Below are 13,260 nucleotides of genomic sequence, written 5' to 3' on the forward strand. Positions count from 1 at the left end.
ATGGGGAGTGAGCGATATCATTTCCACGCTTAAGCGACTTGCAAAACAAGGCGATGCGTCGCTCAATGCTGAAGAGCGCATAAACCACTGGTTAAAAAGTGCTAAACGCATTCTTGCTTTGGTAAATGGAAACCCGGCGATCCCAGCGTCTTTGCTTCACCTTGACAATGAGCTTCCCCGGGGCACCCAACAACTCTTACTGTTAGCATTGTTTGGAAAACTTTGTCGTTTAAATGACCATTATTTGCAGCATATTATCGGGTCGTTGCTCGCGACGCATTGGTTCTCTGATATCGAAAAAGATAAAAGCAAAATTGCTGAAGTTGTTCGCTTTTTACGACAGCACAATCTGACAATTTGGTTAGATACGCTTCGCTTACAGAAAGCGTTCCAGTCTGAAAGACAAATGAAATACATCGCAGATAATAGGCTTAACATTGCCCAGCGCCTTTGTTTACTTGCCGGAGTATTTGCTTTTAAATCAGACAAAACAGAACATGCTTTGCTGTTCACGCTAATAGCACCTCGAATTCCTGTACAGCACAGGCACTATATCGCCTCTTTGATATCGTTATTTGAATATCCTTTGCCAGGCGCAAAAGTTTACGCAAACGGAATTCCTGGGGTGATTGTAGACAGACAACAGAGCCATGCCTTTGTGTTTGCCTTAAGTAACGAAGATGTAGATGGCAAGTGGGTCCCGCTCTCATCTATCCATAGCCCTGTCAAATTGTCGGTGCCATTCGAACACTTTATCGCTCTTTACACTGACACCGCCAAGGCGAGGTTAAGCCACGGTGGTAGTTCGTTTATGCCCTTCACCTACGCTATACAGCACCCCCCAAAAGCGTTACTGGGCATCATAGATTCGTTGCAAAAACCTGATGTAGATATTCCGACGCTCTGCGATAAGATTGAACAAGTGCCAACTTTCAATCAATTCCTGATACATACGGCGAGCCAAGATAATCGACTACAGCTTCCTGTAAAAAGTTTAAAGCAAGCGGTTTTGACCTACGGTATTGAGCGTGTCGGCGATATGCTTATTCAGTTCGCCTTATTAGAAAGGTTGTCGCAAAATCAATTCCCCCTCATGGCCATGTGCAAACAAGTCACCCTACTCGCTTGTTCATTTGCCAGCCACTTTGCTCAAGCGGCGAATACTAAATTTTCGCCTCAGTCAGCGGCATTAAGCATGACGTTTGTATGCTCTCCGCTTTTTACGTTACCTGGTTTCAAAGTGGCCCAGTCGCTTCCCGTTGATAAAACTAAAAATGTCACCGTTAACAGCGCATTCAAAGTAAAATCAGGCACCCCTTGGCTTGCAATAGCATCTGAACTTGCTGGGAGTTGGCATCAAAGCTCGACATGGCGCGCGGTTATTCATCAGTGCAACAAGCCAACTAGCGAAGTACCTAAATCCTTGCAAAAAGAACAAGGCATTATTCTGCTGGGGTTTTCACTTGCAAAATCATGCTTGCTTACGCACGACTTCTACGTTTTGCTAAAAAGTATCGAAGTAAAAACTATATTGCGTATTTTGAATTTAGAGGAAGACGATGTACTTAAAGCATTAGATGCCAACGCGCATTTACTCTATTGCCCTCTTCCCATTTAACTTTCAAGCCTTCCAACTTTTTGAGCGACCTCTCACTCTTGTAACTGTAATAAATTTATCTTTACGAATGGCTATAACTTGCGCCGGCTATCGTATAAAATACGGTAACTTTTGCAGTGCTTTACCGTTTTTCCCTACAATTTCCATTATAATAATTTAAGCAGGCAGAATCTGGCCTTTAAAGCGCCAGAAAAACCCAATAAACCTAACGATTTTGACAACAGAATTACCAGAGGATCCCTCCACATGACTCAGCAACGTATTACAGTCATTCGCGGTGACGGCATTGGCCCGGACATTATCGATGCAACCACAAAAATTCTAGATAAGGTTGGCTGTGACTTTGCCTACGACTATGCCGACGCAGGTTTAGTTGCACTGGAAGAACATGGCGAGCTTCTACCTCAAGAAACATTAGATTTAATCGCAAAAAATAAGGTTGCACTTAAAGGCCCACTAACGACGCCAGTGGGTGAAGGTTTCACCTCGATTAACGTAAGCCTTCGCAAGCAGTTCAAACTTTATGCAAACTTGCGCCCAGTTATTTCTTTCAAAGGCACCAAAGCACGTTACGAAGATATTGATATCATCACTGTTCGTGAAAACACGCAAGGTATGTATTCAGGTCTTGGTCAGGTTGTGTCAGAAGACGGCAACGAAGCTGAAGCAATGAGTAAGATCACCCGTGACGGCGCTGAAAAGATCGTAACCTTCGCTTATGAACTAGCTCGTCGTGAAGGCCGCAAAAAGGTAACGGCAGTACATAAAGCTAACATCCTTAAGTCAACGTCAGGTCTTTTCCTTAAAGTTGCCCGTGAAGTTGGTGAGCGCTACCCAGACATCGAATCGGCTGAAATGATTGTTGATAACTGCTGTATGCAGCTTGTTATGAACCCGCACCAGTTCGACGTTATTGTAACTACCAACCTATTCGGAGACATATTATCAGACTTGTGCGCAGGTCTTGTAGGTGGTCTTGGTATGGCACCTGGCGCAAATATCGGTGAAGATTGTGCAATTTTTGAGGCGGTTCACGGCTCTGCACCAGATATCGCTGGTAAAAACCTAGCCAACCCAACATCTGTAATTCTAGCTGCAGCGCAAATGCTTGAGTATCTAAACATGGGTGACAAAGCTGAAAAAATCCGCACAGCATTGAAAGACGTTATCGAGTCTGGAGACCGCACTACCCGTGATTTAGGTGGTGAAGCCGGTACTATAGAGTTCACACAAGCACTTTTGGATCGCTTGTAAGCCACTCTGTTTTAACAAAGTAACACTAAAAAACGGGCTTTATTGCCCGTTTTTTGATTTCCCTTCAGTTTTTCACCGTACAAACTGTACTAAAACTGGACTACCGCTTTCCTCATTCACACTTATCATTTCAATTGTACCTTTCAGAGTGCTGAGCTTTGTAATTTACCTGCTCTACCAAGAGTCAAACGCCGTAAGGAAAAACAACGTTCCGCCTTGCACTAGCCTGTAAAACGTCAGTGCACTCTGTGTACACAACTCACATACCAAACAGCGACAACACAATGCCATTTACGGTGAAAGTGTTTGATGCATTACATAAAAGGAAAGATGATGAAAAAGTTAATCTCAGGTTTGTTAGTACTTTCAGCTTTAGCCATTCAAGCTCCTACAGTTCACGCTCAGGGCATGAGTGAAGAAGGTAACAACGCTAGTGAAACTGCACCCATTCAGCAGCGAATCGACTTAAACTCAGCCACTATAGAGCAACTGGTAACCTTGCCAGGCGTAGGACAATCTAAAGCGAAAGCAATAGTTAAATATCGCGAAGAAGTAGGCCCATTTCTTGAGGTAGCTCAGCTTACCCAAGTTAAAGGGATTGGTGAAAAAATGCTCAGCAAAATAGAGGGTTATGTCTTAGTAAAATAGGTCGTGTAGTTGTAACTATTAGACCTTCTTGCCAATAAAAAATGCGCCGCGAGGGCGCATTTTGACAAGCTAGTAACGATTGAGAGTGCAGGCTTATTTTGTCTATAAACCTAGTAACTCATAGCCATTATTTTAATACAGAGGTCAAGTACTCTTTAAACTCTGCGCCTAAAGATGGGTGACGTAGTGCATATTCAACGTTAGCTTTCATATAGCCTAACTTGCTTCCACAGTCATGGCTTTTACCTTTCATGTAATAAGCGTCCACTTGCTCAAGCTTCATTAATGCGTCAATAGCATCAGTAAGCTGTACCTCACCGCCTGCCCCTGGTGGTGTAAACTCTAATAGGTCCCAAATCTTCTCGGATAGCACATATCTACCTACAACTGCTAGATCAGATGGCGCTTCATCAAGAGGTGGCTTTTCTACCATCTTATGGATCTTAGCTGATTGACCCTGCGTGATTGCAGCGCCGTCGAGGTCGGCAATACCGAATTTAGAGATCTCTTCCTCTGGCACTTGCTCAACCATTACTTGGCTTACTCGGCTAGTATTAAACTTCGCAACCATATCGGCAAGGTTATCTTTTTTAGGGTTGCTAGCAGCATCATCAATAATTACGTCTGGTAGAACTACAGCAAACGGTGCATCGCCGATAAGCGGGCGAGCACAAAGTACAGCGTGCCCAAGACCATTAGCAACGCCCTGACGAATATGCATAATCGTAACGTCTTTCGGACAAATTGACTGGACTTCTTCTAAAAGCTGACGTTTTACACGCTTTTCTAGCGTAGCTTCAAGTTCAAAAGATGTGTCAAAATGGTTTTCAATGCTGTTCTTACTTGCATGTGTCACAAGAATAATTTCTTTAAGTCCTGCAGCAACACACTCACTGACTACGTATTGAATTAACGGCTTATCCACCACTGGAAGCATCTCTTTAGGAATTGCTTTTGTTGCTGGAAGCATTCGCGTTCCAAGTCCCGCCACAGGGATTACCGCTTTTTTAACCTGACTCATAGTTAATATTCCTTTTTTGAATTCCTAATTTTACGCTTAAGACGACACTTCATTGTCATTCAGCCTCTCAAGCAAAAGCTTTTTTCATCAAATCTTTTCGATAACGCATTTCAATGCAATCGATGTTCCAATTACCCTTTTAGAGCATTTATGTATTGATAGTGGGCAAAACCACGCAAACCTTTATCTAATCGCACCATTAATGGGATTAATAATACCTAATGCACCAAATTAGTGAAAGATTACATAGGATGATTTTACAGAGTAGCAGCGGAATTTACCAAAGTGTTGCTTTTTGCTAACGCCTGTATCAACCGCTACTTTCCTCTATGCCTATCTTCCTACCTCTCGTCCAGAGACCCTGTGCGATGCAATGTCCCGTCTTTAAGTCCAGCACGCATGAAGCAGCCCCGTTCTTTACCTTGCGCAAAAAAATACCGGTTTACAATATACCTAAGTGGTATTGCACAAACATGACGAAGCTTCCAATAAAGAGGAACGTAGGGACGCCGGGCTAGAATCAGTACGTTTCGAAACTGATAGTAAAGCCGGATGGGTGCCCCTTGCTTAAACGTTACACCGCACACCTTTACTCGATCATCCCCTTGCCGATGAGGCATACAAGCACTTAGCGATTGATAAATCGCCATGCCCTTTGCTCTAGCACGCCAACACCATTCATGATCAACACCGTCAATGAAAAGGGCGCTCTCTTTTCCCCCCACCTTTTTAAAAGCGCGGTGAGAAATGAGCATACCTGAAGCTATAATTTGCTTTACCTCTTTAAGCGAATGGGAAACTTGCTTCCCTTTTTGCAGTACGCCCTCTTCAACACGATCTGAGAACTGGCAATGAATAGAAGGACCTATCGCTGCGATTGGGCATGATTTTTCAAGTTCCAAAAACTGTGATAGCAATTCACGAGCGATAACTGGCGAAAAGAAACTATCTTGATCGAGCAAAAATGCATACTCAAGGCCACGGTCAAAAACGGCCTTTAGACCAATATTTTGGGCCTTCGCTATACCAACATTTTCTGAACAATGAATGTACTTAACGTGAGAGGACGCGAGGCTTTGGTTGCGTACTGGGGAGTTATCCACCAGGACTAAATCCCACTCAGCTGAAGAAAAAGCGTCAAGGAGTTTAGCTACGTGCTTAACGTCTGGATTGAACAATACAATGACAACGCCAGTAATCAATGTTTACCGAACCTTTCTAATAAGTGCCTATCTAGCTTGTAGGCAAGCTTAACCACTTTACCCGGCATTAGTCGTAATGAAAGTACGCCACAGGCATATAAAAAGTTGTAAGGAGAAAACTGCCTGAGCTTAGTTATCGCATACAGACGCGCCTTGAATTCGTTAAGTGACTTACTTAACCCCCGACGTTTATAAAAATTATTTACCCGCCTAAATTTAAGTAGTCTATCTTTTAAATTTCTAAAAATGTACCCTCGCGATGCCAACGTTATCCAGAGAAAGTAGTCTTGCGTGTTGAGCAAATCTCCATCATATCTATGGCCATCCGTAAAGACATTAAACCTGATTACCACAGTAGGATGATTCAGCGAACAGCGACGAGGTAGAATACGCACTATTTGTCGGTGGGAAGCAGGCATTACACGTGCGCCTACCCTCTCACCTTTTTCATTAATCTCGGTAAGTGCAGATCCCAATATAGATATATTACTATGCTTTTTTAAATAGGTGATTTGGCGCAGCAATCGATGCTCTTCAGATATATCGTCAGCATCCATTCTCACAAAAAAAGACGGGGTAAACTGCATAGCGAACTCGACAACAGAATTCATACAGCTCGCTAAACCGATATTATGGCTATTTTGCCCTATTATTACTCTATCATCGCTTGTCGCGGCTTCATCTAGCACTTCTATAATTGCTTGCGGGACGGGGCCATCCACCACAATCATGAACAAAAAATTCGTATAGGTCTGTGCTAAAATACTATTTACTGCTTCCCTGAGCCACTTTGCATTATCAGCTTGATAAACCGCCATAGCCACAATCGATTCAACCTGCTGTTTTTTATTTTTGTTATGGAGAATAGAGAATTGATTTATCAAGTATTTTTACCAGCGAAATAAGTAACAAAGAAAATAAAAGCGCTAATGGATGCGCTCTTATTTGAGGTATGTTACAGAGATTTTATTCAGACGGCTACGATTTTACTAATCTAGGCAGTTACGCGCTTAACAAAACGAAGTACGCTCCAGATATGTTGGATAACAAGACTGTAAACAACGAGTAAGCCAATAAAGCACCAAAACATTATCGCTTCCGGCACTTGATAAACTTCGCCAAGAATACCGATAAGGCAGTAGCAAGCCCCTAACATTAGAATCGCGACAAGTGATTTTCTGCTGCTTAACCCAGCTCGCATGAAGATGTTATGAAGGTGTTGGCGGTCAGGTTTTAGCATCGATTGACCTTTTCGCGCGCGTCGATACATAATCGCCGCCATATCCATCAAAGGCAATCCCACTAACCATACAGCGGTAATAGGTCTAAACGCTGCCGTTTCTCCTTGGGTATGATCCACGAGCAACCAGACAATGGTTAGCCCAACAAACATACTCCCCGCATCGCCCATGAATATCTTATTTCCCCTGAAACCTTTCCAACTGAGATTAAAGGCGAGGAACGGAACGATTGCAGCTACTATAATAAGAGGTTCCATTATGGACGCGCCATGGCCTGTAAAGACTAGAAAACCGGAAACCGTTAGCAAAATGACTAAACTCATTCCACCGGCTAAACCGTCAATTCCGTCTATCATGTTAAACGCATTAATAACGCCTACGACGCAAATGATAGTGAAGAAATAACCGCTAAGTCCAAGCAGCACTTCACCTGTGCCGAAAATATTACCTAATGACGTAATATAGTTTTGGGCACTCCAAGCCATTATTGCTGCAACACCAAATTGACACATCAAACGACCTTTAGCACTTAAATCAAAGCGGTCGTCTAACATGCCAAGTAAAACAATAAACGCGCTAGCCGTGAAAAATAGAGGGTTATTTTTCATCCAAACATCAGTAGCAACACTGGCGACTAACACGGCCATAAAGATCGCAACGCCTCCCGTTAAAGGAACGATACCAGCATGGCGTTTGCGCGCAGAAGGTTGATCGACTAGGCCGAATTGATGTGCCAATGGCGTCATCACTACTAAAAGGATCAGCGCAACAAAAAATGCAGTGAACAATGGAACGAACTGCAAATACGTTAGCATAAAAGACACAACCTCTCGTCACTGACCCCAAAAACGTATTCCGCTTCACTACAGATCAGTGCATTCAAAAACAACATTAAAAACTTAAACCGTGCATCCATTTTTTTACAACTTCCATTTCTACCAATGCGACGAGGGCGTATTGTTATTAAGCGTGGATAGAAAACTCTGTAATGATATAAAACATTTGGTTGACTAACCACCTTAATTATAAAAATAACCTCTAGAAACATCGTTTTTAATCTTTAATATTACCGCGCCAAAGCAATTTGCAATAAAAACACATTTGATGACCCTAGTTTGAAAACATAATCCTGGTTGTAACATTGCAACTTCAAGGAGAAATAACTATCTCGGTTACTCGTCTACTTACATTTAAGCGCGATTCAAATGCTTTAAACTACGTAGCAATTGAGACGGCAAACATGCTTTTTTCGAAACTTATGTTATTCTAGCGCGAAATTGCTATATGGATATGAAAGCTAATGTTCAAACAATTCACACGTTTTATGTTGCCGTTCGCAATTATTGCGTTCGGAGCCGGGTGCACCAACTCCCCCACGGTTACCAAAGCTGACATTCCTTTGGTGCATTCTTCGCTCGCCTACTCGCTCGCACCAGACAAAGAGCTTGCAATAAATATTCCAAAAGCCAATATATATTTCGATTCGAAAGAATCATTTTCAATACGTTTTGACGGCAGTAAGTACACCGCGGTTAAACACTATATCTCGGCGACAGGGAATAAATGTATTCGCTTTTCTTTACAAGAAGGTGAAATCATCGCTCCTTCAGCACAAAAAAAAGTAACAACTTGCCAGCGCGGTGGTCAATGGCGAGTGATTTCTCCTCTGGTTGCTTCTACTAATGCGCAAGGTGAATAAGTAAATGAAGTTTATGGACATCGGAACAATAGTTAAAAGCGTATTATTCGTCACTTATACGGCTTTGATTTGCAGTTTATCTATAGGTAACTCGTTTGCCCAAAGCGTAGAGCAGCTGCAACAACTTAGAGAAAGGGCGCAACAGTCTCAAAATAGTACAACGACACAATCAGTTTCCCCTCTTAGTATATCAACGCAGCGTACGTTACCTGGCGCAACGAGTTCGGCGAGCGCGATGGGCCAGTTTTCAACACAACCAAGAAATGGCGTCAATCTTCCTGGTGAGCCTACAATTGATACCGTTTTTCCAGCGCAAGCGCCTATGGAAAACCCGCCCTTTGCTGCTAATTTATTTATCGGCGGCTTTGAATCAGAACGTAGTTCTGGTCTAAACGACAATTACTTAATTGCACCTGGAGATAAGATTTCTATTTGGCTTTGGGGCGCAGTAAACTTTTCTGATGTGGTTACGGTTGATAATCAAGGGAACATATTTATTCCGAATATTGGTCCAGTTCGCATAGCAAACACGCCGGCAGGTAGTGTGAATCAAACGGTGACCGCCAAAATCAGACAAGTCTACACAAACGACGTAAATGTATACGTGAACCTGCTGACATCGACACCAGTTTCATTGTATGTTTCAGGTCCGGTCCTCAGACCGGGGCAGTATGCTGGCCTTGCGTCAGACAGCGTCCTGTATTACTTAAAACGTGCTGGAGGTATAGACTTTCAGCGGGGTAGTTTCAGACAAATAGATATTGTAAGAGACGGAAAAGTCGTCGCTTCAGCAGATTTATATGCATTTTTCAGAAATGGTAAGCTCCCTGAAATTTCATTCAAAGATGGAGATACCATTTTAGTGCATCCAATCGGCAACACTATCGTTGTTGAAACTGGCGCGCGCAATAGCTTTACCTTCGAGTTCTTAAACGAAGAACTCAACGGTGATGTTGTTAATTATTTTGCACGACCAGGTGAATTTGCGTCTCACGCCTCTGTTTCAGGTATACGCAGCAATAAGCAATTTGCACGATATTTAAGTGTTGAAGAATTCGCGTCTCTTGAACTTAGAGCTGGCGATACGGTTGAGTATATCGCCGACCACGAACCACAAATCTATCGTATTAATGTAGCTGGTGCCTTTGCAGGCGCTTCACAGGTGATGGTAGATAAAGGTGCGCGACTTATCGATGTGCTTGACCATATTGAAGCTGACACAACGCTTTCCGACACTCAGAACATTTACCTTCTAAGAGAAAGTGTCGCAATAAAACAGAAAGAGATTATTGAGGAAGGGTTACGACGACTTGAACGCAGCATGTTCACCGCGCCGATAAGTTCGACAGGTGAAGGGGCTATTCGTGCTCAAGAAGCGCAGCTTGTTGCTGACTTTATCGCTCGTGCTCGCCAAGTTGAGCCTCAGGGACGAGTGGTAGTTTCAGAAAATGGTGAAATTGCAAATATTCTACTAGAGCCTAACGATACGATTGTAATTCCAGAGGTTACAGACTTGGTCCACGTGGGTGGTGAAGTGTTGCTTCCACAATCGGTGGTATTTAATCCCGACGCAACCACAGAGGACTATGTTGCATGGGCTGGCGGTTTTACCGAGCGTGCTGAAGATGAACGCATACTCATTGTTCGTAAAAACGGTAATGTTACCTTTACCAGTATTAACGATTCGTTTCTATCTAGCAATGACAGCAAGCTAGAGCCTGGTGACCAGATTATTGTTTTGCCAACAATAGACACCAAACTACTTCAGGCTGTTAAAGATATAACGCAAATCGTTTACCAGATTGCAATTGCAGCTAACGTAGCCACAAACTAGCATGGTAACGTTTAAAGACCAGCTTTACGCATGGAGAGGCGTGATTTTCGCGCTTTTCCTGCGTGAGCTTCAAAGTAAATTCAACGATAAGTTTGGACTAGGATGGGCATTTCTTGAGCCTTTCGCGTTTATATTTGCGCTATCGTATTTACGTGGGCTAATAAGTGGCGATGACATTCACTCTATTCCCCTCTTTTTGTTTATGATGATCGGAATGGTGGGCCTTCAGTCCCTCACTACGTGTTTACAGTCTGTATCAACCTCTGTCCGTCGGAATAAACCTCTTTACGCATTTAGGCAAGTGCAACCTATATCAGCAATTCTTACGGCCGGCTTTTTAGAATTTTCAGTTAAAGTCGTAGTAGTCGCTTTGCTAAGCCTTGCGCTTTATTTGATGGGCGAAACATTTACTGTAAATGACCCTCTATTATTGATATGTCTTTTTCTCCTATTGTGGGTGTTTTCCATATCTATAGGGATGATTTTTGCGATTGCAGCCGCTTTCGTACCGGAAGTAGATAAAATAAAATCGATGTTAACCCGCCCATTGATGTTTATTTCATGCGTATTCTTTAGCTTGCAAGATTTGCCCGAAGAATATTGGCCTTATTTGACGTGGAACCCCTTAGTGCACTTTAACGAACTTGCTAGATATGCTTGTTTTGAGTCTTATGGTACTAAAGGGGTATCGCTTAATTTTGTAGTTGAAATCACTATCGCATTCCTATTCCTCAGCCTCTCGATGTACCACATTACTTGGAAAAAGGTACTATCTCGATGATAAAAATTGAGAATTTAACCAAGAGCTACCCCAGTAAAATGGGACCTCAATACATATTCAAAAACTTGAATTTTGATTTTCCTACCGAAAATAATGTTGCGATTTTAGGTAAGAATGGCGCGGGTAAATCAACACTTTTCAGAATGTTGGCTAAAAGTGAATACCCAGATAGAGGACGCGTTTTAACAAACAAGGCGATGTCTTGGCCCGTTGCGCTACAGACCGGCGTTCATCCTCAAATGACGGGGCGTGAAAACACCCGTTTCGTCGGAAGAATTAATAACGTTAAATCGCTTCCCGAATACGAAGAAAAAGTTCAGGAATTCGCAGAGTTAGGCAAACGCTTCGATCTTCCTGTCCGTACTTACTCTTCAGGTATGCGAGCTAAATTGGTCTTTGCCTGCTGCATGAATATCAATTTTGATATCTATCTTATTGATGAAGCCACATCGGTTGGTGATCCGCTATTTAGAAAAAAGGCACGTTTATCACTTAAAGAAAAAAGTGAGGAAGCGGGCGTAATCATGGTAAGCCATGAGCTTGATCAAATTCGGGAGTTTTGTACATCTGCCGTTATCATTGACGACGGCAAACTCACTTATTATCACGATCTCGAAGAAGGCATCGACGTTTATACGCAGGATGCAGACAATAAGAAATCACTTAAATAGGTTCAAAACACAGTGGAAAAATCTCTTACACAGCTCAATGCCCTTCTCAGCAAGCACAAAACACTTATCCTTGTCCTGCCTTGGGTTCTGTATGCCTTGTATCTCGTTGTATGGGCAGCACCTCAATATGAAAGTAAAAGTCAGCTAATCGTAAAATCTAGCGATGGTGGCAGTAGTTTCGATCCGTCATCCCTTCTCATGGCAGCAGGTGTTTCAGGCGGCTCGGGGGGAACTGAAAGCCAATTAGTCGAGGCCTATATTCAATCTGCGGATATGATTAAATATCTTGATGATACTATAGGTCTTCGCGAGCACTATATGTCTGATAAAGCGGATATATTTAGCGGCCTTTCGTCTTCCCACAAGCAGGAAGATTTTTATCAATTCTATCTTGACCACATTGAAGTCAGTGTTGACTCAGCATCTGCTGTAATTAGCCTACGCACACGGGCGTTCGATGCTGAATACGCCAAAATAATTAACCAAGCTATCGTGGATAAAGCAGAAGAGTTTATCAACAACATTAATAATGACTTAGCTAAGTCAAAACTCGCTTTCGCTAAAGGTGAACACGAAATTGTTGAGCAAAAACTACAGCAAGCCAAAACAGAAATTTTAAGTTTTCAATCCAAGTACAACGTACTCGACCCCTCAGCTGAGGGTGCAGCCTTCCAGCAAATTGCTTTTTCTCTTCAGGCAACCCTTGCACAGAAAAAAGCCGAGCTGAGCACAATGTCGACCATGATGTCTGATGCTGCGCCAGAAATCATCAATATAAAGCGAGACATTGCTGCACTTCAAAAGGAAGTCGAAAAGCAGAAAGAGCGTATTAGTACGGCTGAAGGTGAAAGTGAGGCTTTATCTGTTAGCGAGCTCATGGCACGATACAGCAATCTTCAGGTTCAGCTACAGCTCGCGATTCAAGCGTACTCTTCATCGCTTATTACACTGGAGAACGCGCGCGTCGAGGCATACCAAAAGCTCCAACATTTGGTAACTGTAGAATCGCCTACCCTTCCAGATGATAACGCTTATCCAACAGTTATTTACAACCTCGTATTATTCGGTGTATCTCTATTGCTTATTTACGGCATCATACGCATTGTCGTTGCCACAATCCGTGAGCTTTAGTGCTCCCACCTTTCTAGCAAACCAATAGTTCAATCGACTAAGTCGTTCAAGACTTAGTCGATTGACACTGCTTTAATGAAGTTTGTCGCCCAAATCTTGTGTCTTTAAGCAAGCTCTAGTATAAGAAGCTATCCGCCTTACGGACTACAATCAAAGAGCC

12 protein-coding genes are annotated in these 13,260 nt (G+C 42.8%); 8 read left to right on the forward strand and 4 right to left on the reverse strand.

Going from position 1 to position 13,260, the window contains the following annotated elements; translation table 11 throughout:
• Positions 1 to 7: 7 nt before the first annotated feature.
• The 3 genes from C6Y39_RS16340 to C6Y39_RS16350 all read left to right on the forward strand — a co-directional run bounded on the left by C6Y39_RS16340 (position 8) and on the right by C6Y39_RS16350 (position 3,520).
• Positions 8 to 1,618, forward strand: coding sequence for a histidine kinase (locus tag C6Y39_RS16340; RefSeq protein WP_105932296.1), 1,611 nt, complete (start codon positions 8 to 10; stop codon positions 1,616 to 1,618).
• Between the two features lie 246 nt (positions 1,619 to 1,864).
• Positions 1,865 to 2,872 carry an isocitrate dehydrogenase gene (locus tag C6Y39_RS16345; RefSeq protein ID WP_105932297.1) on the forward strand — a complete coding sequence of 336 codons (1,008 nt, stop codon included), beginning with the start codon at positions 1,865 to 1,867 and terminating at the stop codon, positions 2,870 to 2,872.
• Between the two features lie 333 nt (positions 2,873 to 3,205).
• On the forward strand, positions 3,206 to 3,520 hold the full coding sequence (locus C6Y39_RS16350; protein ID WP_105932298.1) for a ComEA family DNA-binding protein: 315 nt from the start codon (positions 3,206 to 3,208) through the stop codon (positions 3,518 to 3,520).
• A gap of 127 nt (positions 3,521 to 3,647) precedes the next feature.
• Here the strand turns inward: C6Y39_RS16350 and galU are convergent, their stop codons facing one another.
• The 4 genes from galU to wecA all read right to left on the reverse strand — a co-directional run bounded on the left by galU (position 3,648) and on the right by wecA (position 7,799).
• Positions 3,648 to 4,541 (reverse strand): UTP--glucose-1-phosphate uridylyltransferase GalU, encoded by an 894-nt coding sequence (galU, locus tag C6Y39_RS16355; protein WP_105932299.1) that lies wholly within the window; start codon positions 4,539 to 4,541, stop codon positions 3,648 to 3,650.
• A 341-nt stretch (positions 4,542 to 4,882) separates the two neighbouring features.
• Positions 4,883 to 5,743 carry a glycosyltransferase family 2 protein gene (locus C6Y39_RS16360; RefSeq protein ID WP_105932300.1) on the reverse strand — a complete coding sequence of 287 codons (861 nt, stop codon included), beginning with the start codon at positions 5,741 to 5,743 and terminating at the stop codon, positions 4,883 to 4,885.
• A complete protein-coding gene (locus C6Y39_RS16365) occupies positions 5,740 to 6,627 on the reverse strand; it encodes a glycosyltransferase (protein ID WP_105932301.1) in 888 nt (295 codons plus the stop codon). The genes C6Y39_RS16360 and C6Y39_RS16365 overlap by 4 nt, the downstream gene beginning before the upstream one ends.
• A 110-nt stretch (positions 6,628 to 6,737) precedes the next feature.
• Positions 6,738 to 7,799: a UDP-N-acetylglucosamine--undecaprenyl-phosphate N-acetylglucosaminephosphotransferase gene (wecA, locus tag C6Y39_RS16370; RefSeq protein WP_105932302.1), complete on the reverse strand. Its 1,062-nt coding sequence runs from the start codon at positions 7,797 to 7,799 to the stop codon at positions 6,738 to 6,740.
• 485 nt (positions 7,800 to 8,284) lie between these two features.
• Between wecA and C6Y39_RS16375 the strand changes: the two genes are divergently transcribed.
• Genes C6Y39_RS16375 through C6Y39_RS16395 form a run of 5 tightly spaced genes read left to right on the forward strand, consistent with a single transcriptional unit; the run spans position 8,285 to position 13,100 of the window.
• Positions 8,285 to 8,683, forward strand: coding sequence for a hypothetical protein (locus C6Y39_RS16375; protein WP_105932303.1), 399 nt, complete (start codon positions 8,285 to 8,287; stop codon positions 8,681 to 8,683).
• A gap of 13 nt (positions 8,684 to 8,696) precedes the next feature.
• Positions 8,697 to 10,517 carry a polysaccharide biosynthesis/export family protein gene (locus C6Y39_RS16380; protein WP_420808496.1) on the forward strand — a complete coding sequence of 607 codons (1,821 nt, stop codon included), beginning with the start codon at positions 8,697 to 8,699 and terminating at the stop codon, positions 10,515 to 10,517.
• Between the two features lies 1 nt (position 10,518).
• Positions 10,519 to 11,298: an ABC transporter permease gene (locus tag C6Y39_RS16385; RefSeq protein WP_105932305.1), complete on the forward strand. Its 780-nt coding sequence runs from the start codon at positions 10,519 to 10,521 to the stop codon at positions 11,296 to 11,298.
• Positions 11,295 to 11,969: an ABC transporter ATP-binding protein gene (locus tag C6Y39_RS16390; RefSeq protein ID WP_105932306.1), complete on the forward strand. Its 675-nt coding sequence runs from the start codon at positions 11,295 to 11,297 to the stop codon at positions 11,967 to 11,969. Before C6Y39_RS16385 ends, C6Y39_RS16390 begins: the two co-directional genes overlap by 4 nt.
• Before the next feature lie 12 nt (positions 11,970 to 11,981).
• Complete coding sequence (locus C6Y39_RS16395) at positions 11,982 to 13,100, forward strand: KpsE/RkpR family capsule polysaccharide export protein (RefSeq protein WP_105932307.1); 1,119 nt, start codon at positions 11,982 to 11,984, stop codon at positions 13,098 to 13,100.
• The last annotated feature ends 160 nt before the right edge of the window (positions 13,101 to 13,260 follow it).

It is taken from the genome of Alteromonas gracilis, from assembly GCF_002993325.1.
Lineage (GTDB): Bacteria > Pseudomonadota > Gammaproteobacteria > Enterobacterales > Alteromonadaceae > Alteromonas > Alteromonas gracilis.